The sequence below is a fragment of the Siccirubricoccus phaeus genome (assembly GCF_008360935.1).
In the GTDB taxonomy this organism is placed as follows: Bacteria; Pseudomonadota; Alphaproteobacteria; order Acetobacterales; family Acetobacteraceae; genus Siccirubricoccus; species Siccirubricoccus phaeus.
This window is the reverse complement of record NZ_SRXO01000024.1, coordinates 60,064-80,578: the sequence shown is the minus strand read 5'-3', so window position 1 is coordinate 80,578 and position 20,515 is coordinate 60,064. Positions and strand designations below refer to the sequence as shown.

Annotated in this window: 23 protein-coding genes; 19 read left to right on the top strand and 4 right to left on the bottom strand. The window is 70.9% G+C overall.

Annotated features, from left to right (window positions below):
• Positions 1–12: 12 nt before the first annotated feature.
• From E5N76_RS24775 to E5N76_RS24745, 7 genes are all read left to right on the top strand, one after another.
• Positions 13–1,035, top strand: coding sequence for a DNA recombination protein RmuC (locus E5N76_RS24775; RefSeq protein WP_187830377.1), 1,023 nt, complete (start codon positions 13–15; stop codon positions 1,033–1,035).
• Positions 1,032–2,279, top strand: a complete 1,248-nt coding sequence (locus E5N76_RS24770; RefSeq protein WP_149540185.1) for a NupC/NupG family nucleoside CNT transporter — start codon at positions 1,032–1,034, stop codon at positions 2,277–2,279. Before E5N76_RS24775 ends, E5N76_RS24770 begins: the two co-directional genes overlap by 4 nt.
• Positions 2,276–3,028 (top strand): DUF4336 domain-containing protein, encoded by a 753-nt coding sequence (locus E5N76_RS24765; protein ID WP_149540183.1) that lies wholly within the window; start codon positions 2,276–2,278, stop codon positions 3,026–3,028. Before E5N76_RS24770 ends, E5N76_RS24765 begins: the two co-directional genes overlap by 4 nt.
• A 178-nt stretch (positions 3,029–3,206) precedes the next feature.
• Complete coding sequence (locus E5N76_RS24760) at positions 3,207–3,632, top strand: cupin domain-containing protein (protein WP_149540181.1); 426 nt, start codon at positions 3,207–3,209, stop codon at positions 3,630–3,632.
• 72 nt (positions 3,633–3,704) lie between these two features.
• A complete protein-coding gene (locus E5N76_RS24755; protein WP_149540179.1) occupies positions 3,705–5,042 on the top strand; it encodes an aspartate aminotransferase family protein in 1,338 nt (445 codons plus the stop codon).
• A gap of 178 nt (positions 5,043–5,220) precedes the next feature.
• Complete coding sequence (locus E5N76_RS24750) at positions 5,221–6,156, top strand: glycine/sarcosine/betaine reductase selenoprotein B family protein (RefSeq protein ID WP_207792105.1); 936 nt, start codon at positions 5,221–5,223, stop codon at positions 6,154–6,156.
• Positions 6,153–7,373 carry a CaiB/BaiF CoA transferase family protein gene (locus E5N76_RS24745; RefSeq protein WP_207792104.1) on the top strand — a complete coding sequence of 407 codons (1,221 nt, stop codon included), beginning with the start codon at positions 6,153–6,155 and terminating at the stop codon, positions 7,371–7,373. Before E5N76_RS24750 ends, E5N76_RS24745 begins: the two co-directional genes overlap by 4 nt.
• Before the next feature lie 67 nt (positions 7,374–7,440).
• Here E5N76_RS24745 and E5N76_RS24740 read toward each other — a convergent pair whose 3' ends face one another.
• Positions 7,441–8,547: a DSD1 family PLP-dependent enzyme gene (locus E5N76_RS24740; protein WP_149540177.1), complete on the bottom strand. Its 1,107-nt coding sequence runs from the start codon at positions 8,545–8,547 to the stop codon at positions 7,441–7,443.
• Positions 8,548–8,700: 153 nt separating this feature from the next.
• Here E5N76_RS24740 and E5N76_RS24735 point away from each other — a divergent pair, with 153 nt between their 5' ends.
• The 6 genes from E5N76_RS24735 (at position 8,701) to E5N76_RS24720 (ending at position 11,551) form a co-directional block, all read left to right on the top strand.
• On the top strand, positions 8,701–10,056 hold the full coding sequence (locus E5N76_RS24735) for a replication-associated recombination protein A (protein ID WP_149540175.1): 1,356 nt from the start codon (positions 8,701–8,703) through the stop codon (positions 10,054–10,056).
• Positions 10,053–10,427: a fluoride efflux transporter FluC gene (locus tag E5N76_RS24730; protein WP_235907863.1), complete on the top strand. Its 375-nt coding sequence runs from the start codon at positions 10,053–10,055 to the stop codon at positions 10,425–10,427. Before E5N76_RS24735 ends, E5N76_RS24730 begins: the two co-directional genes overlap by 4 nt.
• A 15-nt stretch (positions 10,428–10,442) precedes the next feature.
• Positions 10,443–10,586 carry a hypothetical protein gene (locus tag E5N76_RS29825; protein WP_187830376.1) on the top strand — a complete coding sequence of 48 codons (144 nt, stop codon included), beginning with the start codon at positions 10,443–10,445 and terminating at the stop codon, positions 10,584–10,586.
• Between the two features lie 26 nt (positions 10,587–10,612).
• Positions 10,613–10,759, top strand: coding sequence for a hypothetical protein (locus tag E5N76_RS29820; RefSeq protein ID WP_187830375.1), 147 nt, complete (start codon positions 10,613–10,615; stop codon positions 10,757–10,759).
• Positions 10,760–10,796: 37 nt separating this feature from the next.
• Positions 10,797–11,198: a RidA family protein gene (locus tag E5N76_RS24725; RefSeq protein ID WP_149540171.1), complete on the top strand. Its 402-nt coding sequence runs from the start codon at positions 10,797–10,799 to the stop codon at positions 11,196–11,198.
• 65 nt (positions 11,199–11,263) lie between these two features.
• Positions 11,264–11,551 carry a nuclear transport factor 2 family protein gene (locus E5N76_RS24720; protein ID WP_207792103.1) on the top strand — a complete coding sequence of 96 codons (288 nt, stop codon included), beginning with the start codon at positions 11,264–11,266 and terminating at the stop codon, positions 11,549–11,551.
• Positions 11,552–12,042: 491 nt separating this feature from the next.
• Here the strand turns inward: E5N76_RS24720 and E5N76_RS24715 are convergent, their stop codons facing one another.
• The gene (locus E5N76_RS24715; protein ID WP_149540169.1) at positions 12,043–14,004 is read right to left on the bottom strand and encodes an oxidoreductase; all 1,962 of its coding nucleotides are present in this window, start codon (positions 14,002–14,004) and stop codon (positions 12,043–12,045) included.
• Between the two features lie 360 nt (positions 14,005–14,364).
• On the opposite strand from E5N76_RS24715, the gene E5N76_RS24710 reads away from it, so the two are divergent.
• The 4 genes from E5N76_RS24710 to E5N76_RS24695 all read left to right on the top strand — a co-directional run bounded on the left by E5N76_RS24710 (position 14,365) and on the right by E5N76_RS24695 (position 17,473).
• Positions 14,365–15,105, top strand: a complete 741-nt coding sequence (locus tag E5N76_RS24710) for a DUF1194 domain-containing protein (RefSeq protein ID WP_149540167.1) — start codon at positions 14,365–14,367, stop codon at positions 15,103–15,105.
• A gap of 555 nt (positions 15,106–15,660) precedes the next feature.
• Positions 15,661–16,518, top strand: coding sequence for a putative bifunctional diguanylate cyclase/phosphodiesterase (locus E5N76_RS24705; RefSeq protein ID WP_187830374.1), 858 nt, complete (start codon positions 15,661–15,663; stop codon positions 16,516–16,518).
• A gap of 236 nt (positions 16,519–16,754) precedes the next feature.
• A complete protein-coding gene (locus E5N76_RS24700) occupies positions 16,755–17,030 on the top strand; it encodes a DUF3253 domain-containing protein (RefSeq protein ID WP_149540163.1) in 276 nt (91 codons plus the stop codon).
• Positions 17,027–17,473 carry a DUF1499 domain-containing protein gene (locus E5N76_RS24695; protein WP_149540162.1) on the top strand — a complete coding sequence of 149 codons (447 nt, stop codon included), beginning with the start codon at positions 17,027–17,029 and terminating at the stop codon, positions 17,471–17,473. Before E5N76_RS24700 ends, E5N76_RS24695 begins: the two co-directional genes overlap by 4 nt.
• A 441-nt stretch (positions 17,474–17,914) precedes the next feature.
• Here the strand turns inward: E5N76_RS24695 and E5N76_RS24690 are convergent, their stop codons facing one another.
• Together E5N76_RS24690 and E5N76_RS24685 are read right to left on the bottom strand one after the other, a co-directional pair.
• The gene (locus E5N76_RS24690; protein WP_149540160.1) at positions 17,915–18,169 is read right to left on the bottom strand and encodes a DUF1150 family protein; all 255 of its coding nucleotides are present in this window, start codon (positions 18,167–18,169) and stop codon (positions 17,915–17,917) included.
• Positions 18,170–18,287: 118 nt separating this feature from the next.
• Positions 18,288–18,773 (bottom strand): Hsp20 family protein, encoded by a 486-nt coding sequence (locus E5N76_RS24685; RefSeq protein ID WP_235907862.1) that lies wholly within the window; start codon positions 18,771–18,773, stop codon positions 18,288–18,290.
• Between the two features lie 126 nt (positions 18,774–18,899).
• Here E5N76_RS24685 and def point away from each other — a divergent pair, with 126 nt between their 5' ends.
• Together def and fmt are read left to right on the top strand one after the other, a co-directional pair.
• Positions 18,900–19,439 (top strand): peptide deformylase, encoded by a 540-nt coding sequence (def, locus tag E5N76_RS24680; protein ID WP_149540158.1) that lies wholly within the window; start codon positions 18,900–18,902, stop codon positions 19,437–19,439.
• Between the two features lie 142 nt (positions 19,440–19,581).
• Complete coding sequence (gene fmt, locus E5N76_RS24675) at positions 19,582–20,487, top strand: methionyl-tRNA formyltransferase (protein WP_149540156.1); 906 nt, start codon at positions 19,582–19,584, stop codon at positions 20,485–20,487.
• Positions 20,488–20,515 lie beyond the last annotated feature (28 nt).

Genomic DNA, 20,515 nt, shown 5'->3' with positions numbered 1-20,515 from the left:
CTCGGAGGATGTGTGGACGGCGTTCCGGATTGGGTGTTTGCAGTCCTGGTGCCGCTGGCGGCCGCGCTGGCCGGCGCGCTCCTCGTGCTGGCGTTCCGCCCCCGCGGCGACGCGCGGCTGGCGGAGCGCCTGGATGCCCTGGCCGCCCGCATGGACGCGTCCGCCGCCGCCCAGCAGGACCGGCTGCACCGGACGCTGGCCGAGACTGCCGAGCGCGCCCAGGACAGCGCCCGCCGCCTGCATGAGCGGCTGGCGGTGATCGACGCCGCCCGCGCCAATATCGAGGCGCTGGGCGGCCAGGTGACCACCCTTGCCGCCCTGCTCGGCAACAAGCAGGCCCGCGGCGCCTTCGGTGAGGTGCAGCTCCGCGACATGCTCGCTGACCGCCTGCCGGCGGAAGGCTGGGCCTGGCAGCACACATTGGCCAATGGCACGCGCTGCGACGCGCTGATCCGCCTGCCCTTCCCGCCCGGCCCCATCGCGATCGACAGCAAATTCCCCCTGGAGGCCTGGCAGGCGCTGCGCACCGCCCCGGACGATTCCGCCCGCGAGGCGGCCCGGAAGCGCCTCGCCGCCGATATCCGCCGCCATGTCGATGACGTCGCCAGCAAGTACATCTGCCCGGGGGAGACGGCGGAGGGCGCGCTGCTCTTCCTCCCCTCCGAGGCGCTGCATGCCGACCTCCACGCGCTGCATCCCGGGCTGGTGGCCGAAGCTGCCCGGCGCGGCGTCTATCTCGTCTCGCCCGGCACGCTCTGGGCGGTGCTCGGCGCCATGCGCGCCCTGATGCGCGACGTCCGGCTGAAGGCCGAGGCCGCCGCCCTGCGGCGGGAAGTGGCGAGGCTGGCGGAGGAAACGTTGCGGCTGGACCGCCGGGTTGCCAACCTCAGGCGCCACCATGCCGAGTCGCAATCCGACATGGACCAGATCCTGCTGACCACCCAGAAGATCCTCGGCGCCGCCGCCCGCATCGAGGCGGTGGAGATGGAGCCGCCCGCCGCCGCCTCTGCCGCTGGGCCGCGCGCGGCGGAATGAGCCTGCTGCAATTCCAGGCCCTGGCCGGGCTGGTCGCGCTCTGCCTGCTGGCCTGGGCCTGTGGCGGTTGCCGCCGCGGCGTGCGGGCCAGGGTGGTGGTGGCGGGGCTGGGCGGCCAGATGCTGGTCGCCGCGCTGCTGCTGCATGTGCCGCTGCTGCGGGCCGGCTTCGCGGCGCTGGGCGATGTGGTGGACGCGCTGGCGCGGGCGACGCGGGCCGGCACGACCCTGGTCTTCGGCTATCTCGGCGGCGCCCCCTTGCCCTATGCCGAGACCATCCCGGGCGGCAGCTTCATCCTGTTCTTCCAGGCCCTGCCCCTGATCCTGGTGGTCGGCGCCCTCTCCGCCGCCCTCTATCATTGGCGTGTACTGCCGCTGGTGGTGGATGTGCTGGCGGCCGGGCTGAAGCGGCTCTTCGGCCTGTCCGGCGCCTGCAACCTCTCCGTCGCCGCCAATGTCTTCGTCGGCATGGTGGAGGCGCCGCTGCTCATCCGCCCCTGGCTGATGACGCTGACCCGCGCCGAGCTCTTCGTCGTCATGGTGGCCGGCCTCGCCACCATCAGCGGCAATATGCTGGTGGTCTATGCCACCATGATCGCGCCGGTGGTGCCGGATGCGGCGGGGCAGCTCCTCACCGCCAGCCTGGTCGCCGCCCCCGGCTCCGTCCTCGCCGCCCTGCTGATGCTGCCGGAGACCGAAACCCCGGGCGCGGCCGCGCCGGAAGGCCCGCCCCCCCGCCTCTATGACAGCACCATGGACGCGCTGGTGCAGGGCACGGCGGAGGGGCTGCAATTGCTCCTCGGCATCATGGCCTCGCTGGTGGTCTTCGTCGCCCTGGTGGCGTTGGTGAACGGGATGCTGGAACCGCTGGCGGGCGTCACCCTGCAGCAGATCGGCGGCTGGGTGTTCTGGCCGCTGGCCTTCGCCATGGGCGTCCCGGCGGAGGAGGCCGGCACCGTGGCCCGGCTGCTCGGCGTGAAGGTGGTGGTGAACGAATTCGTCAGCTATCTGGAGTTGGCGAGCACCGGCGGCGCCGGCCTCGCCGAACGCAGCCGGGTGATCCTGACCTATGCGCTCTGCGGCTTCACCAATTTCGCCTCGGTCGGGATCATGGTCACCGGCATGTCCGCCATGTGCCCGGGACGGCGGGCGGAGATCGTCCGGCTCGGCCTGCCGAGCCTGGTCGCCGCCAGCATCGCCTGCTGCATGGCCGGCGCCACGGTGGGGGTGCTGACCGCGCCATGAGCGACGCCGCGCCGCGCAACGGCACCTACCCGCCGCTGGATGTGCCGAAGCCGGTCGCCGAGGGCGTCTGGGTGGTGGATAGCGGCCCGCAGATGCTGCTGGGCCTGCCCTTCCCGGTGCGGATGACGGTGCTGCGGCTGGGGGATGGCGGGCTCTGGCTGCATTCGCCGACGCGCTATACCGGGCCGCTGGGCGAGGCGATCCGGGCGCTGGGGCCGGTGCGGCACCTGGTCTCGCCGGGCACCGGGCATTGGGTGCATTTGCCTTCCTGGCAGCGGCATTTCCCGGAGGCGCGGGTCTGGGCGCCGGATGGCGTTTCCGAACGGGCGGCGGCGGCGGGGCTGCTGCTGGGGCCGCATGGCCGGCTGGGGGCGGCGGCGCCGGCGGCCTGGGCCGGGCAGATCGCGCAGGACATGCTGCGGGGCTGGGGCTTCGTCGAGATCGCCTTCCACCATGCGCCGAGCGGCACGCTGGTGCTGACCGATACCGTGCAGGCGATGGAAACGCACCGCCTGCCGCTGGCCGCGGCGCTCTATGCCCGGGCGATGGGAACGGCGGCGCCGGTGGGCGGCGCGCCGAGGCCGGTGCGGCTGCTGATGCGGCGGCACGCGGCGGCGAACCGGGAAGCGGCGGCGCGGCTGCTGGCGCTGGCGCCGGAACGGGTGATCTTCGCCCATGGCGCCTTCTTCGCGGAGGATGGGGCGGAAAGGCTGCGAAACTCCTGGCGGTGGCTGCTGCGGGGGAGGTGACGATGGGGGCTCTGCCCCCAACCCCGGCAGGGGCTCTGCCCCCTGCTGGGGGTTGGCGGCTCTGCCGCCAACGGGCGGAGCCCCCGCCTCCCGGGCCGCGCAAGCGTGACCCCTGCAATTGCTTCCCTTCGCCCGGCCAGGCCGCGCACACTCGCGCAAGAAGCTGGGAGGCCGGAAAATGGTCGAGATCATCCGCATGGGCGGGCTGGAATTGCATTTCCTGCAAAGCCGCGAAAGCACCGGGGCAGAGATCGACCTGTTCGAGATGCAGGTGCAGCCCCAGGCCTGCATGCCGGTGCCGCACTACCACGAAAGCTGGGACGAGACGGTCTACGGCCTCTCCGGCACCACCACCTGGACGGTGGACGGCACGGAGGTGCCGCTCGGCCCGGGCGAAAGCCTCTTCATCCGCCGCGGGGTGGTGCACGGCTTCCGCAATGACGGGCCGGGCGCCGCAGGCTGCCTCTGCCTGCTGAGCCCCGGCGCGCTGGGCCCCGCCTATTTCCGCGAAATCGCGGCGCTGCTGGCGGAACAGCCGCCGGACCGGGCGGCGATGGCGGAGGTGATGCGCCGCTACGGGCTGGTGCCGGTGATGGCGGCCTGACCGCCGCTGCTTGCGGCGCCTGCGCACCGGGTCCATGACTCCTGGCACCGCCGCCGGAAGGACCCTGCCCCGATGAGCCATCTCGTCCACCGCAGCCTGCGCAGCGACCCGCCCCTCGCGGTGCGCGGCGACGGCATCTACCTCTATGACGCGGAGGGGCGGCAGATCATCGACGGCTCGGGCGGCGCGGCCGTCGCCTGCCTCGGCCATGGCCATCCCAAGGTCATCGCCGCCATCAAGGCGCAGCTCGACAAGCTGGCCTATGCCCATACCGCCCTGTTTTCCTGCGAGAGCGCGGAGGCGCTGGCGGATACCCTGGTGGGCCGTGCCCCGGGCGGGCTGACCCATGCCTATTTCTGCTCCTCCGGCTCCGAGGGCAACGAGGCCGCCATCAAGATGGCGCGGCAGTATTTCCTCGAGATCGGCCAGCCCCAGCGGGTGAATTTCATCGCCCGGCGGCAGAGCTATCACGGCAACACGCTGGGGGCGCTCTCCGCCGGCGGCAATGCGATGCGCCGCGCGCCCTATCAGCCGATCCTCTCCAAGGCCTTCCACCATGTCGCGCCCTGCTACCCCTACCGGGACCGGCGGGACGATGAGAGCGATGCCCAATACGTCGCCCGGCTGGTGGCGGAGCTGGAGGCGGAGTTCCAGCGCCTCGGCCCCGACACCGTCATCGGTTTCATGGCGGAGACGGTGGTGGGCGCGACGCTTGGCTGCGCCACCGCCCTGCCCGGCTATTTCGAGGGGGTGAAGGCGGTCTGCGACCGGCATGGCGCGCTGCTGATCCTCGATGAGGTGATGAGCGGCATGGGCCGCTGCGGCACCCTGCATGCCTGGGAGGCGGAGGGGGTCTCGCCCGATATCCAGATCGTCGCCAAGGGGCTCGGCGGCGGCTACCAGCCGATCGGCGGCATATTGGTGCATGGGCGGGTGATCGAGGGGCTCTCCCGCGGCACAGGCGCCTTCATGCATGGCCATACCTACCAGGCGCACCCCGTCGCCTGCGCCGCCGCGCTGGCGGTGCAGCAGGTGATGGCGGAGGAGAAGCTGCTGGAGAATGTCCAGGCCATGGGCGCCCGCCTGGAGCAGCGCCTGACCGAGCGCTTCGGCAATCACCGCCATATCGGCGATATCCGCGGCCGCGGCCTGTTTTGGGCGGTGGAGTTCGTGACGGACCGCGCGACGAAGCAGGTCTTCGACCCGGCGCTGAAGGTGAATGAGCGGGTGAAGCAGGAAGCCTTCCGCCGCGGCCTCGCCTGCTACCCGATGGGCGGCACCATCGACGGCAGGCAGGGCGACCACGCCATCCTCGCCCCGCCCTATATCACGACGCCGGAGCAGATCGACACCATCGTCGAAATTTTCGGCGAGGCCATCGACACGGTGCTGGCCGAGATCCGCGCCTGATTGCGGCCCGGCACGGCGGAGTCTAGCCTCTTCACCAGGCGCCCCGCCGGTCCCGGTCGCCGCCTGGTGCCCTGGCGCGGCCTTGCCGCGACAGGCTGCGCCGAAGCCTTGATCGGGAGCGACCCCGGGGCCCCCACGACGCCGCGCAGCGGTGTCGTGGGGAAATGAGGAGGAAACCATGGCGACGGATGCGATCGACGCGGCAATGGGCTTCGCCCCGGACTATGACAGCCCGGTGCCCTACATGCAGCGCACCCGGGACTACTACAAGGCGATCGGCTACGACCCCTATCGCTGGGCCCACTACATCGAGGTGCCCTTCGCCCCGATGACCAGGACGCTCAGCGAGGCGCGCATCGGCCTGATCACCACCGCCGCCCCCTACGACCCCGCCAAGGGCGACCAGGGCCCCGGCGCGCCCTACAATTCCGCCGCGAAATTCTACGAGGTCTATTCCGGCGACACCTCCGCCGAGCACGATCTCCGCATCTCCCATATCGGCTATGACCGCAAGCACACCACGGCGACGGACAGCCATAGCTGGTTCCCCCTGCACGCACTGCGCCGCGCCGTCGCCGCGGGACGGATCAAGGAGATCGCGCCGCGCTTCCATGGCGCGCCGACCAATCGCAGCCATCGCCACACCGTCACCACCGACTGCCCCGAGCTGCTGAAGCGGGTGCAGGAGGATGAGGTGGATGCGGTGCTGCTGGTGCCCAACTGCCCGGTCTGCCACCAGACCTGCAGCCTGGTCGCGCGCCATCTGGAAGCCGCCGGCATCCCGACCGTGGTGATGGGCTGCGCCAAGGACATCGTCGAGCATTGCGGCGTGCCGCGCTTCCTGTTCAGCGACTTCCCGCTGGGCAATTCCGCCGGCAAGCCGCATGACCAGGCGAGTCAGGACGCGACGCTGGAGCTCGCCCTGAAAGTGCTGGAATCCGCCATCGGTCCGCGCACCACGGTGCAGAGCCCGCAGCGCTGGAATGCCGACGGCCTCTGGAAGAAGGACTATTACGATCTGGAGGCGATCGGCGAGGCGGAGCTGCAGCGCCGCCGCGACGAGTTCAACCGCCAGAAGGAAATCGCCCGCTCCATCCGCGAGAAGGCGGCGTGAGCAACGGCGGACCCGTGGGCGGCGCGCGCCCCTTCGAGGGCATCCGCATCCTCGACTTCACCCAGGTGCTGGCGGGGCCTTTCGCCAGCTACCAGCTCGCCATCCTCGGCGCCGATGTGGTGAAGGTGGAGCGGCGGGAAGGCGAGGATGCGCGGCGCAACCCGCTCTCCCGCGAATGGGCGGCGCGCGGCATGGCGCCCTCCTGGCAGGCGGTCAATGCCGGCAAGCGCAGCCTGACGCTGGATCTGCAGAAGCCCGAGGCGGTGGAGATCGTGAAGCGCCTCGCCGCCGAGGCCGATGTGGTGATGGAGAATTTCCGCCCCGGCGTCATGGACCGGCTGGGTATCGGCTACCAGGCGCTCTCCGCCATCAATCCGCGGCTGATCTACGCCTCCGTCTCCGGCTTCGGCCATACCGGGCCGGACCGCAACGAGGCGGGCTATGACGGCCGCATCCAGGCCATGTCCGGCATCATGGCGATGACCGGCCACCCCGGCCAGGACCCGCTGCGCGCCGGCTTCGCCATCTGCGACACGCTGGCGGGCATGACGGCGGCCTATGGTGTCGCCAGCGCGCTGTTCCAGCGGACGCATACGGGCCGCGGGCAGAAGGTGGATGTGTCCATGCTGGACTCCACCCTGGCCTTCCTCGGCGGCCAGGTGGCGGATTGGACGGTGGGCGGCCACCAGCAGCGGCAATTCGGCAACCAGGCGGTCAGCCGCCGCGCCACGGCCAACCTGTTCAAGGCCAAGGACGGCCACCTGCTGCTGGCGGTGAACAATGACCGGCAATACGAGGCGCTGGTGACGACGCTCGGCATCAAGGCGGAGCTGGAGGCCGACCCGCGCTTCGCCGACTGGTTCCTGCGGCTGGAGAATACCGAGGCGCTGCGCGAGGTGCTGGAACGCGCCCTGGCCGCCGACAGCGCGGAGAATTGGGAGGAGCGGCTGAACCGGGCCGGCGCCCCCTGCGCCCGCATCTACCGGGTGGATGAGGTGATCGAGCACCGCCAGGTGAAGGCCCGCGGCAAGCTGCAGGAGGTGGACACACCCTGGGGCAGACTGCGCTTCGCCACCAACGGCTTCACCCTGGCGCATGGCGATGCGCATATCGATAGGCCGGCGCCGGCACTCGGCGCACACACCGACGAGGTGCTGGCGCAGGCGGGATTTGGCCCCGCAGAAATCCAAGCGCTCCGGGACAACGGCGTGATTTGAGGGAGGGCTCTGCCCTCCCCCAAACCCCCACCCGCAAAGGGCCGAAAGGCCCTTTGAACCCAATAGTTTAGGCCATGCCCCCGCGCGCGGCGATGGGCCACAGGCACTCCACGCGGCCCTTCCGCACGCCGACATACCAATCGTAGCGATCGACGGTCGGGTCGCAATGGCCGGGGACCAGGCGCAGCTTCTCGCCCAGGGCGGGGGCCGTGCCGTCCTCCACCAGCAGCTTGCCATGTTCGTCGGAGGCGCCGGCATAGCGCAGGCCGGGGCGCTGCCAGACCAAGGGCAGGCCGCTGTCGATCGACACCGCCTTGTGGCCGGCATCCACCACGGCGACGCCGGGAATGGCGCGGCTCATCACCGTGGCCAGGACGAAAAGGCTGTGGCGGAAGGGCGGCGGCACCTGGTTGCGGGCGTAATCCACATCCATGAAGGCGTAGGAGCCGGCCTGGATCTCGGTATAGACGCCGCTCGCCGCCTCCAGCGTGAAAGTGCCGGTGCCGCCGCCGCCGACGATCGGGCAGTCCAGCCCGCGCTGGCGCAACTGTTCCACGGTGCGGCGCGTCACCTCGGCGGCATGGCCGATGGCGGCCTCGCGCTCCTCCGCCGTGCGCTTGTGCTGGGCGCTGCCCTGGTAGCTCTGCAATCCGCCGAAGCGCAGATGCCGGCTGCCGGCAATCATCTCCGCCAGCGCCACCGCCGCCGGCCCGGGCGCCACGCCGCAGCGGGCAGCGCCGCAGTCGATCTCGACCAGCACGGGGATTCGAACGCCCGCGGCCTCGGCGGCGGCCGCGATGGCCGCCACCTGCTCCGCGTCATCGGCGCAGACCGCCACATCGGCGATGCGCGCCAGCGCCATCAGCCGGTTCAGCTTGCGCGCGCCGACCACCTGGTTGCTGACGAGGATGTTGGGGATGCCGCCCCAGGCCAGCGCCTCGGCCTCTGCCACCTTCTGCACGCATTGCCCCACCGCGCCGCGCGCCATTTGCAGCTTTGCGATCACCGCCGATTTATGCGTCTTGGCATGCGCCCGCAGCTTCGTCCCGGTCGGCGCCAGCAACGCTGCCATGGCGTCGAGATTCGCTTCGAAGGCGTCCAGGTCGAGGATCAGGGCCGGCGTATCGACCTCTTCCTCGCGCATGCCGGGCTCGGCGGGTGGTGGTTGCAGCATGGGACTCTCCGCTGGGCTGGCGGACAGCTTAGGATGGAGATGGGCGTTCGTCTCGATCGGCTGCCAGACTCAAGGTTTCCAAAGGCCTTTCGGCCTTTGGTGGGGGGAGTTTGAGGGGGGCGAAGCCCCTCTCATCTTGCCCTATATTGGGGTATGGCCCCTCGCCGCCCTCCTGTCCCCGAACCCGATGCGGATTTGTTCGGTGCCCCGCCCCCGCGCCGCCCTGAGACCCCGCCCGGCCCTCGCCCGCTGGCCGATCGCTTGCGCCCCCAGGTGTTGGAGGAGGTGGTTGGCCAGGATCACCTGGTAGGCCCCGAGGGTGCGCTCACCGGCATGCTCGCCCGTGGCAGCCTGGCTTCGCTGATCCTCTGGGGCCCGCCCGGCGTCGGCAAGACCACCATTGCCCGGCTGCTGGCGGAGCGGGCCGGCCTCGATTTCGTCTCCCTCTCCGCGGTGTTTTCCGGCGTCGCCGACCTCAAGCGCGCCTTCGACGAGGCCCGGGCCCGTCGCCGTGCCGGCCGCGGCACGCTGCTCTTCGTCGATGAGATCCACCGCTTCAACCGCGCCCAGCAGGATGGCTTCCTGCCGGTGGTGGAGGACGGCACGGTGACGCTGGTCGGCGCCACCACCGAGAACCCTTCCTTCGTCCTGAATGGCGCCCTGCTCTCCCGCTGCCAGGTGCTGGTGCTGCGCCGGCTGGACGATGCGGCGCTGGAGAAGCTGCTGACCCGCGCCGAGGAAGAAGGCGGCCACCCCCTGCCCCTGGATGAAGCTGCCCGCGCCACGCTGCGCGCCATGGCGGATGGTGATGGGCGCTATCTGCTGAACCTCGCGGAACAGCTTCTCGCCCTGCCGGAGGGCACGCAGCCCCTCACGCCGGAGGGTCTGGCCGAGCTGCTTTCCCGCCGCGCCGCGCTCTACGACAAGGACCGGGAAGAGCATTACAACCTCATCTCCGCCCTGCATAAGTCGCTGCGTGGCTCTGACCCGGATGCGGCGCTCTACTGGTTCGCCCGCATGCTCCAGGGCGGCGAGGATCCGCGCTACATCGCCCGCCGCCTCACCCGCTTCGCGGCGGAGGATGTCGGCATGGCCGACCCGCGCGCCCTGCCGCTGGCCATCGCCGCCTGGGAGACCTATGAGCGCCTTGGCTCCCCGGAAGGCGAGCTGGCGCTGGCGCAGCTTGTGGTGCATCTCGGCACCGCGCCGAAATCCAACGCCGTCTATGCCGCCTGGGGCGCCGCCCGCCGGGCCGCGAAGGAGACCGGCAGCCTGATGCCGCCCATGCACATCCTGAACGCGCCGACCAAGCTGATGCAGGAGCTGGGCTACGGCTCCGGCTATGAATACGACCATGAGGCGGAGGACGCCTTCTCGGGCCAGAATTACTTCCCGGACGGCATGCGGCGGCAGAGCTTCTACCGCCCGACCGGCCGCGGGGCGGAAGCGGCGGTGCAGGAACGCATGGCGGAATGGGCGAAGCTCCGCGCCCGGAAGGGCGGGGCGTGAACCCGGCCTTCACACCGCTCTCCCTGGCGCTGGTGGCGCTGGGCGGGGCCATCGGCTCGGTGGCGCGCTATGTCGTCTCGGTGCAGGGGGTGCTGCGCTTCGGCACGCATTTCCCCTGGGGGACGCTGGCGGTGAACGTCATCGGCAGCGCGCTGATCGGCGTGCTGGGCGCCCTGGCTTTGCCGCAGGAGGCGCGGCTGTTCCTCATCACCGGCATCCTCGGCGGCTTCACCACCTTCAGCGCCTTCAGCCTGGAGACAGAGCTGCTGGCGCAGCGCGCACCCTTCCTGGCGGCGGCCTATGTCGGGCTTACCCTGGTGCTGGGCCTTGGCGCTTGCGCCCTCTGCTATACGCTGCTGCGGCGTCCATAAGCGGGGCGAACAGGCGTGATCGACATCATCGGCTGCTGGCGGCTGGTGCGGACGCGAGCGACCGGGGCGGATGGCGCGCCGATCGCCGACCACCAATATGGGCCGGAGCCTGCCGACGCGGTCGACGCCGTTCTGCAGCGTGAGGACGCACCGGCGTGAAGCCGGCACCTTCGGGAGCAACGAGCATGAAATGGGAACACCTCGTCATCGAGGAGACCATGAACTCCGAGGAGCTCAGCAGGCTGGGCGCGGACGGGTGGGAACTCGTCGCGGTCGTGTCCCCGGGGCACTTCATCCTGCACTACTTCTTCAAGCGGCAGGTTGCCGCGTGATTTCACGATGCGACAGCCCAGTCGAAGGGACGACGTCATGAGCAAGCCGGAGTTCTTCACCTACCCGGGCTTCGGGGAGCGCGCGCGGGAGACGCTGCACTATTCGCAGGCCGTGAAGGTTGGCAACCGCGTCGAGATCTCGGGCCAGGGCGGCTGGGACGACGATCTGAACTTCCCTGACGCGCTCGAGGAGGAGATCGAGCAGGCGTTCCGGAACGTGGAACGGGCGCTTGCGGCGGCCGGGGCGAGCTGGCGCCATGTGGTGCACATCAACACCTACCATGTGGGCGGCTTCCCGCCCGAGGTGAACGAGACGATGGGAAGGCTCAACCGGCATTACATGCCGGACAATCCTCCGATCTGGACGGAGGTCGGCGTGCAGTCGCTCGGCCACCCCAGGATGCGCATCGAGATCAGGGCCACCGCGATCCTCCTCTGAAGCGGGCACTGGCGTGAACGGGGGGTGGCGATGGCGCGGCGGACCTGGAACGCAACAAGGCGAACGTGATCGCCTTCTACGAGCTGATGTTCAACGCGTGCCGCCCGGCGGAGGCGATCGCGCGCTACGCCGGCGACGACTACATCCAGCACAATCCGCAGGTCGACACGGGAACGGACGCGTTCGTCGACTACTTCGACCGGATGGCCCGCGAGTGGCCTAGCAAGCGGGTTGAGATCAGGCGGGTGATCGCCGAGGGCGATTTCGTCGTGGTGCACTGCCGCCAGCACTGGCAGGGCGATCACGACTATGCGGGGATCGACATCTTCAGGCTCGACGCGCTGGCAGGCTAGTCGAGCATTGGGACGTGCTGCAGGTGATTCCGCAGAACGCCGCGAACCCGCACGGAATATTCTGACGGTTCCGCCGATTTCTCGACACGCCGCTGTCGGCATAGTCGCTAGAGCAGATCGCCGGAGGGCGGCATCGCTCGGAGGCGTGAATCTGCTCTACAATCCATAAGCTAGAGCGGTTTCGCGCTGCACAGTCAGCGTGAAACCGCTCTAGAGCTTGATCGGTTGAGGTCGAATCGACCGAAACCGCGAATCACGCGACCGAACAATGAGCTAGAGCGGGGCGGGTGAGCGCAGCTCAACCGATCACGCTCTAGTGTCCTGACCCCGGTCTGGGTTTTGCGGCTGAGCCGTCGGGTCTGAAACTCCCACCGGGGTCCGGCGACCGGTCCGGGTCGCCGACGGGAGTGGAGAGGGCAGAGCCCTCTGCCCGGGGGTTTGGGGGCATTGCCGCCACGGGCGAAGCCCCCCGAGACAGCGTCCTGCTGCCGCTACACCGCCCACCCCGCCAGGAAGCCCTCATACACCGCCTCCTCCGCGCTGCGCGGCGCCAGGCAGTCGCCGGCCAGATGCAGCTCCAGGCCCAGCCCGGCCAGCTCCCGCTCCAGCGTGGTCTGGGAAGCGTGGCCGGTGGCGAGCACCACCGTCTCGATGCCCTCGCGGATCACCGCCTCACCCGACGCCGCGTGCTGCAGATAGGCCTCGCCGTCGCCCACGCCGAACAGCCGCATGTCCGGCAGGATCTCCACCCCCAGCCGGTGCAGCCGCGCCAGCCAAGTGGTACGCAGATACATCTGCAAATTGAAGCCGGCATGCGGGGCGTCCACGGCCAGCACCACGCGGTGCCCTTCCCGCGCCAGCTTCTCCGCCAGCCCCATCCCCACCCAATCGGCGCGCCAATCGGCGACCAGCACGCTGGCGCCCGGGTTGGCGCCGCCCTGCAGCACCGCCCAGGCGGAGAGCACATGCCCTTCCTCCCGCCCCTCGATCGCCGGCTCATAGGGCGTGGCGCCGGTGGCGACCACCACCGCATCCGGCGCCAGCGCCGCCACCAGCGCCCGGTCCACCTTCGTGCGCAGCCGGATCTCGACGCCGGCCAGGGCCAGCTCCCGCTCCAGATTGGTGACGAGGCCGCCGAATTCCGCCCGCTCCGGCAACAGCTCCGCCAACCGCGCCTGGCCGCCGAGCCGTGGCCCCGCCTCGCACAGCGTCACGCGATGCCCCCGCTCCGCGGCCACCACCGCCGCCTTCATCCCGGCCGGCCCGCCGCCCGCCACCAGCACGCGGCGGGGCGCCGCGGCGGGACGCGCCGCCCCAAGCTTCGCCTCCCGCCCGCTCACCGGATTCTGGATGCAGGACAGCGCATGGCCGGTATGGAAATGCCCGATGCAGGCCTGGTTGCAGGCGATGCAGGCGCGGATGTCCTCCAGCCGCCCGGCCGCCGCCTTCCGCGGCATCTCGGGGTCCGAGATCAGCGCCCGCGTCATCCCGACCATATCGGCCTGGCCGGCGCGCAGCACCTGCTCCGCCACCTGCGGCTGGTTGATCCGCCCGGCGGTGAAGACCGGCAGCCCGGTCGCCGCCCGCATCCGCCCGGCCAGCGGCGCGATATAGGCGGGCGGGATGTCCATGGGCGGCACCACATGCACCGAACCCGCCTGCCCGGCCATGGAGCCCAGGGTGACGTTCACGTAGTCCACCGCCCCCAGCGCGGCCAGGGCCCGGCAGGCCTCGATCGCCTCCGCCGCCTCCAGCCCGTCCGGCTCCCGCTCCTCGATGGAGATGCGCAGGCCCACCAGCCTGCCGTCGCCCACCGCCCGGCGCACCGCGGCGAGGCTCTCCGCCAGGAAGCGCAGCCGCCCCTCGGCCGAGCCGCCATAGCGGTCCGTGCGAAGGTTGGTCCGCGGGTTGAGGAATTGCGCGTAGAGCAGCCCATGGCTCGCCAGCAGCTCCACCCCGTCCAGCCCGGCCTCCGCCATGCGGGCGGCGCCGGCGGCGGCGGCCGCCACCAGCTCCTCCACCATTTCCGTCGGCATTTCCCGCGGCATGGTCTGGAAGCGGTGGTCCGGCACGGCGGAGGCGGCAAAGGCCACCTCCCGCAGCCCGCCGCGCAGCCGCTTGCTCACCCGCCCGGCATGGGAGAGCTGGCCGAAGAGGCGCGCGCCCTCGGCATGCACCGCCGCCGCCAGCGCCCGGTAGCCCGGGATGCAGCGATCGTCGCAGACGATCAGCTCAGGCGAATCGCTGAAGGCGGAGGGGTGGAAGCGCGCCGATTCCACGATGATGAGCCCCGCCCCGCCCCGCGCCCTGGCGGCGTGGTAGGCGATCAGCGCCTCCCCCGGCGCGCCTCCTTCCGCCAGGAAGGTCTGGTGGCCGGTGGAGAGGATGCGGTTGCGGATCTCCAGCCCCTTGAGCCGCAACGGGGAAAACAGCATCTCCAGCGGCCTCGCCATGCCCCATCCCCCGTAACGGCGCCGTGGCATTGAAGGCGGCGGGGGCCGCCGTCGCAAGCCGCCCGGCCGACCCCGGGGGGGGTTCCAGGCCGGCCGGAGCCGCCGGCACGACGCTGCCCAGGACGCGCGATATCCGGAACGGACCGTCGCTCCTGGTCGAACGATCTTCCCTGCCGGCCCAACCCCCCGGCGGCCCCCAGCCCAGGCAAGCGCCGGCGCGATCACGATATGCTGCAACGCACCATCCATCTTGCAGTGCAGCATAGGCAGTTCTATGTCAGTACGGAGTACGGGAGATTGTGCCGCCACGGCCCTTACCTGAGACCGCCCGGCCTCCCGGCCCGGCACAGAGAGGGTCGCATGAATCGTAGGTTGTTCCTGGGCGCCGCGCTGGCGGCGCCCGCCCTGTTCCGCACCACCGCCGCGAAGGCCACAACGCCGGTGGATGTGGAGCTGATCCTCGCGGTGGATGTCAGCCGCTCGGTGGATCCGGAAGAGCAGGAATTGCAATTCTCGGGCTATGAGGCCGCCTTCCGCGACCCGCGCCTGATCGAGGGCATCATGGGCGGGCCGCTCGGCTCCATCGCCTGCACCATGTTCACCTGGTCCGACTGGCATATCCAGAACACCGTCGTGCCCTGGATGCATCTGGACAGCCCTGCGGCGGCCAACCGCTTCGCCGATGCCGTCGCCAATGCGCCGCGGCGGACCTGGCTCTACACCTCCATCTCCGGCGCCATGGACCATGCCGCCAAGCTGTTCGGCCAGGGCTTCGAGGGCACCCGCAAGGTCGTCGACATCTCCGGCGACGGGGTGAACAATTCCGGCCGGCCGCTCGCCGAGGCGCGGGCGGAGGCGCTGGCCCAGGGCATCGTGCTGAACGGCCTTGCCGTGCTGGACAAGACGCCGACGCCGCTCTCGCTGGCCGCCGCCCTGCCGCCGCTGGATGATTACTACCGCAACGAGGTGATCGGCGGCCCCGGCGCCTTCCTGGTGGTGGCGGAAGGCTTCGAGGCCTTCGAGGCGGCGGTGCGCCGCAAGATCATCCGCGAGATCGCCGCGGTGCCGGAAGCGGGGCCGGAGATCGAGCGCTTCGCCTGAGGCCGGACGGCCTCGGCGCCACTGTCCCGCCTCCGAAGTCCTGCGGACTTCGTTCTCGGGCCACCAGCTTTTGTTTCAGTGGCCTGCTTGTCCGCTGCCTTCGCTGGAAATCCAGCGAATTCGCGGGCAGGACACCAGCGGGTCGTCAGGCCAAGCGGGGCGGGCGCGGGGAGCGGGCCGAACTGCCGTCAGCGGATGGCGCCGCCGGCCCGGGGCATGGGCCTGGCGCATTGCCGCAGGCCTGGGGCGGGGCGCCGCAGCAGCCGCGAAGCGCCACAGGGGGCGCCCTGGCGACGGACCGCGGCAGCAGGCCGCCTGTTCCCGGAATATTCCGTTTCGGCTTCCGTGTAATTCTCAAGACATTCGGGGAGCCCGATCTTCAGGCCGGGCGTCGACCCTTCTGAACTCAAGGGGATATCGGGCCCGACCGCGAATTTCGTAGGTCCACCTGCAAATTCCTCGGCATTTTCGTTCTTTCTTCATTCCTACCCGCTCTGCTGCAGGCAAGGTCAGGAGGCAGGCAGGATGCCGCTCAGCAGCATGGGCCGCGCAAGCATGAGCCGCGCATTGAATGCGGCGGCCGGAGATTTCGCCCACAGCCTGCGCCGCAGCCTGCTGAGCGAGTTGCGCGGCGCCTGCCAGCGCGGCGAGCTCTCCCTGCACTACCAGCCCCGGGTTGCCCTGCCGGATGGCTCGCCGCGCGGGGCGGAAGCCCTGCTGCGCTGGACCAACCCCGTCTATGGCGAGGTCTCGCCGCTGCGCTTCATCCCCCTGGCGGAGGCCTCCGGCCTTATCCTGCCGCTCGGCGGCTGGGTGCTGCGGGAAGCGGCGAAGGAGGCCGCCACCTGGCCGGGGGGCGGCATACTCTCGGTCAATGTCTCGCCGCGCCAGGTGGAGGCCGGGGTGCTGGAAGCCCAGCTTGACCGGGCCCTGGCGGAAAGCGGCCTGCCGCCGGAGCGGCTGGAGCTGGAGCTGACCGAGACCCTCGCCCTGCCCGATACCGCGGAAATCCGCAGCAGCCTGGCCCGGCTGCGGCAGCGCGGCGTCGGCCTGGCGCTGGATGATTTCGGCACCGGCCATGCCTCGCTGGCCCGGCTGCGCCGCCTGCCCTTCTCCTCGGTGAAGCTGGACCGCCTTTTCCTCGGCAATTTGCCGCAGGATGCGGAGAATGCCGCCATCCTCCGCGCGGTGCGGCAGATTGCCAGCGCGCTGCGGCTGAAGCTGGTGGCGGAAGGGGTGGAACAGCCGGAGCAGCGGGATTTCCTCACTGAGATCGGCTGCGAGGAGGCCCAGGGCTGGCTCTTCGCCCGGGCCATGCCGGCGGGCGCGCTGCGGGACTATTGGCGGCGCGCGGCCCTGCCCGCCGCCGCGGCGCGGCCGGCGCCGAGCCTGGCCGCCGCGCTGCCCTGCTGAAAGGACCGCTCTGCTTCCTGAGTCGGCGGGTTGAGCCGTCGGGTCCAAAACTCCCACCGGGGTCCGGGGCCAGGTCCTGGCCCCGGCGGGGGTTCGGGGGCAGCGCCCCCGATCCGGCTGGCGCTTATGGGCCCTCCGCCCTCGCAGCGGCGGCCGTGCCATCAATGCCGGCCCAAGCCCCATCCCGAACCCCGATACTAGTCCCCCCGGACGCCGCCCCGGCCTATGCTGCTGCCATGACCCAGCCGAGCCAGGAGGCCATCGCGGCCGAGATCCTCGCCCAGACCGGTGCCTGCGGCCCCGGGGCCTCCATCTCCCCCAGCCAGGTCGCGCAGGCCCTGGCGGGCGGGGAGGAGACCGCCTGGCGTCCGCTCCTCACCCCCGTACGGCAGGCGGCGCTGGCGCTGCAGGCGGCGGGCGCCATCGAAATTCTGCGCAAGGGCAGGCCGGTGCCGGCGGCGGAGGTCCGCGGCGTCATCCGCCTGCGCCGGCGGGCGGAAGCGGCGGCATGACCAGCCTCGCCGCCCTGCTCGGCCGCGGCGCGGCGGGGCTGCCGCCGGCCGAGCCGGTGGAGTTCTTCGGGCTGAAGCTCCCCGCCTCCCCCAATACCTGCCTGGCCACGCCGCCAGGGGCGCATCCCCAGGCGCATCTCGCCACCCCGCCGCTCGGGCTGCCGGTGGAGCAGGCCTGGCCGCGGCTGCTGGCCGTGGCCGCCCGCTTCCCCCGCACGACGCTGCTGGCGAACTGGCCGGAGCGTTTCCAGGCGCAATGGGTGCAGCGCACGGCGGTGCTGAATTTCCCGGACATCATCGCTGCCGAGCTGGGCTCCGGCCCTGCCGGCACCGGGCTTTTCCTCTATTCCCGCAGCCTGTTCGGCTATTCGGATTTCGGGGTGAACCGGCGCCGGGTGCAGGCCTGGCTGGCGGCGCTGGAGGCTGAATTCGGGCAGGGCTGAGGGGCCGCAGCCGGGCTGGACATGGCACCGATACGGTGGCGGCGCCTTCCTCCGGCGCCCCGCACCGACGCCCCCACCTCGACCCTCCCCCGCAAGCGGGGGAGGGAAAGGGCGGCGGCTAGGACATCTTCAAGTCGGCGGAATCGCCGGACGCCTTGGAAAATCCAATCGAACAAAGGGCCGGAGCGGGTCCGCCGAGCACAGGCGAGATGAAACCGCTTCAGTATCCCGATTCCGAAGTCCCGCGGACTTCGTTCTCGGGCTGCTAGCTTGTGTTTTCGGCGGCCTGCCTGCCCGCTGCGTTCGCTGGAAAACCGGCGAACTTCGCGGGCAGGACGCTAGAGCAGATCGCCGGAGGGCGGCGTCGCCCGGAGGCGTGAAGCTGCTCTACAATCCATAAGCTAGAGCGGTTTCGCGCTGCACAGTCAGCGTGAAACCGCTCTAGTGCAGCAGCACCGGCGCCATTTCGTGCTGCAGGATAGCCGCCACGGCCAGTTCAGCGTTCGGCGCCGCGCCGATCGGCTGGCCGTCCGCGCCATGGATCGCCACCGCCCGCACGCCATTCACCATGACGGGGCGGAGATAGGCGATCTCGCCGGTGCCGAAACGCGCCCAATCGGCGGGGGAAAGCTGTTTGAGAGCGATGGCCGCGCCCACCGGGGCGTTGCTGCCATCCGTGCTGTCACTGCGGTTCATCTCTTACTCTCCGTTTCACGGGTCCCGAATGGGCCCCCGGCAAGGTCATTGTTTGGTCGCGCGATTCACGCCTTCGGGCCTTGCCCGCAAGCGATCGCGCGCCGGCGCCCGCGGGGGCTCAGCCCCGGTTGGCACGCCCTTCGACAACGGGCTTCGCCGCCCCGTTGACCCTGGTGTTCAGCGGCGCCTGCTGGCTGCCGCCATTGATCTGGATGGTCCGCACCCGCACTTCCGGCTGCGGCCGGCGCAAATCCACGTGCAGCAGCCCGTTGTCGAGCCAGGCGCCCTCCACCTCGATCCCTTCCGCGAGCACGAAGGCACGCTGGAATTGCCGGGCAGCGATGCCGCGATGCAGGAAGATCCGGCCTTCCGAATCATCCTTCTGCCGGCCGCGGATCACCAGCTGGTTGTCCTCCTGCGTGATCTGCAGGTCCTCCATGGCGAAGCCGGCCACGGCCAGGGTGATGCGCAGCCGGTTCTCGGCCGTCTGCTCGATATTGTAGGGCGGGTAGCCATCGGCGCTTTTCGCCACCCGGTCGAGCATCTGTTCCAGATGGTCGAAGCCGAGGAAAAGCGGCGAGCCGAAAACCGATGGACGCGACATGCGGAGGGGCCTCCTCATCCAGAGCGAAGCGGTGTGAAGGAGCCCGAAGCACCCCGTCACGGCTGGGAATGTTGTCAGCCCGGGGATCGGTTGCAAGGGGTCGAGGGCGGGGTCTATCTCCCCGCCATGTCCGACGCCGCTGCCGCCACCAACACCATCCCCATCCTGCTGGTTCCCGACCCGCGGCTGCGCGCCAAGGCGCGGGCGGTCGGCGCGGGCGATGCCGACCAGGTGCGGCTGCTGGCGCCGCGCATGCTGGATGCGATGTACAAGGCGCCGGGAATCGGCCTGGCGGCGCCGCAGGTGGGGGTAGGGTTGCGGCTGGTCGTCATCGACCTGCAGAAGGAGGAGAAGCCGGCGCCGCTGGTGCTGGTGAATCCGGAGATCGTCGCCGCGTCCGAGGAGCTGGCGACGAGGGAGGAGGGCTGCCTCTCCCTGCCCGGCCAGTATGCCGAGGTGACTCGCCCCGCCCGGGTGAAGGTGCGGTGGCAGGAGCTGGACGGGTCGAAGCGGGAGGTGGAGGCGGAGGGGCTTCTGGCCACCTGCCTGCAGCATGAGATCGACCATCTGAACGGCATGCTGTTCGTGGACCATCTCAGCCCGCTGAAGCGGAACATGCTGCTGCGCAAGCTGGCGAAGGAGCTGAAGGCGAAGGCGCGGGGATGATGGGCGGGGGCGCGTCCCCTCCCCCGCCAGGCGGGGGAGGGCCGGGGTTGGGGGTGCTTGGTGCCGCCATGATAACCGTGTCCGGCTCCAGCCACGCCCCCACGCCAGCCCTCCCCAGCCTTGCAGGAGAGGGAGGTGCCCGATGAGGCTCGCCTTCATGGGCAGCCCGGATTTCGCCGTGCCGGCGCTGCGCGCCCTGCATGCGGCAGGGCATGAGGTCGCCGCGGTCTATTGCCAGCCGCCGCGCCCGGCTGGCCGCGGGCAGAAGGAGCAGCCCTGCCCGGTCCATCGCGCCGCCCTGGCGCTGGGGCTGCCGGTGCGCACGCCCACCCGCCTGAAACGCGATGCCGCCGAACACGCGGTCTTCGCCGCGCTGGGGCTGGAGGTGGCGGTGGTGGCCGCCTACGGCCTGATCCTGCCGCCGGCGATGCTGGAGGCGCCGCGGCGCGGCTGCCTGAACATCCATGCCTCGCTGCTGCCGCGCTGGCGCGGGGCGGCACCGATCCAGGCCGCCATCCTGGCCGGAGACGCCGAAAGCGGCGTCACCATCATGCGCATGGAAGAAGGGCTGGACACCGGCCCGATGCTGCTGCGGGAGGCGGTGCCGCTCGGCCCCCGGATGACGACGCCGGCGTTGCACGATGCGCTGGCGGAGATGGGCGCCCGGCTGGTGCTGCGCGCCCTGGCGGAGAACCCGCCGCCGGTGCCGCAGCCGGAGGCGGGCGTGACCTACGCGCCGAAGCTGACCAAGGCGGATGGCAGGCTGGACTGGTCCCTGCCCGCTACCGCCCTGGATGCCAGGGTGCGGGCGCTGAACCCCTGGCCCGGCACCTTCTTCCAGCACCAAAGCGAGGCGATCCGCCTGCTGGCAGCCGAACCCGCCGCGGGCGCCGGCCCGCCCGGCATGGTGCTGGATGCGGCCGGGCTGGTCGCCTGCGGCGAGGGCGTGCTGCGGCTGCAGCGGCTGCAGCGCCCAGGGCGTGGGCCGCTGGCGGTGGGGGAGTTCCTGCGCGGCTGCCCGCTGCCGCCGGGCATGGTGCTGGGATGAGCCCGCCCGGGCCGCGCCGGGTTACGCC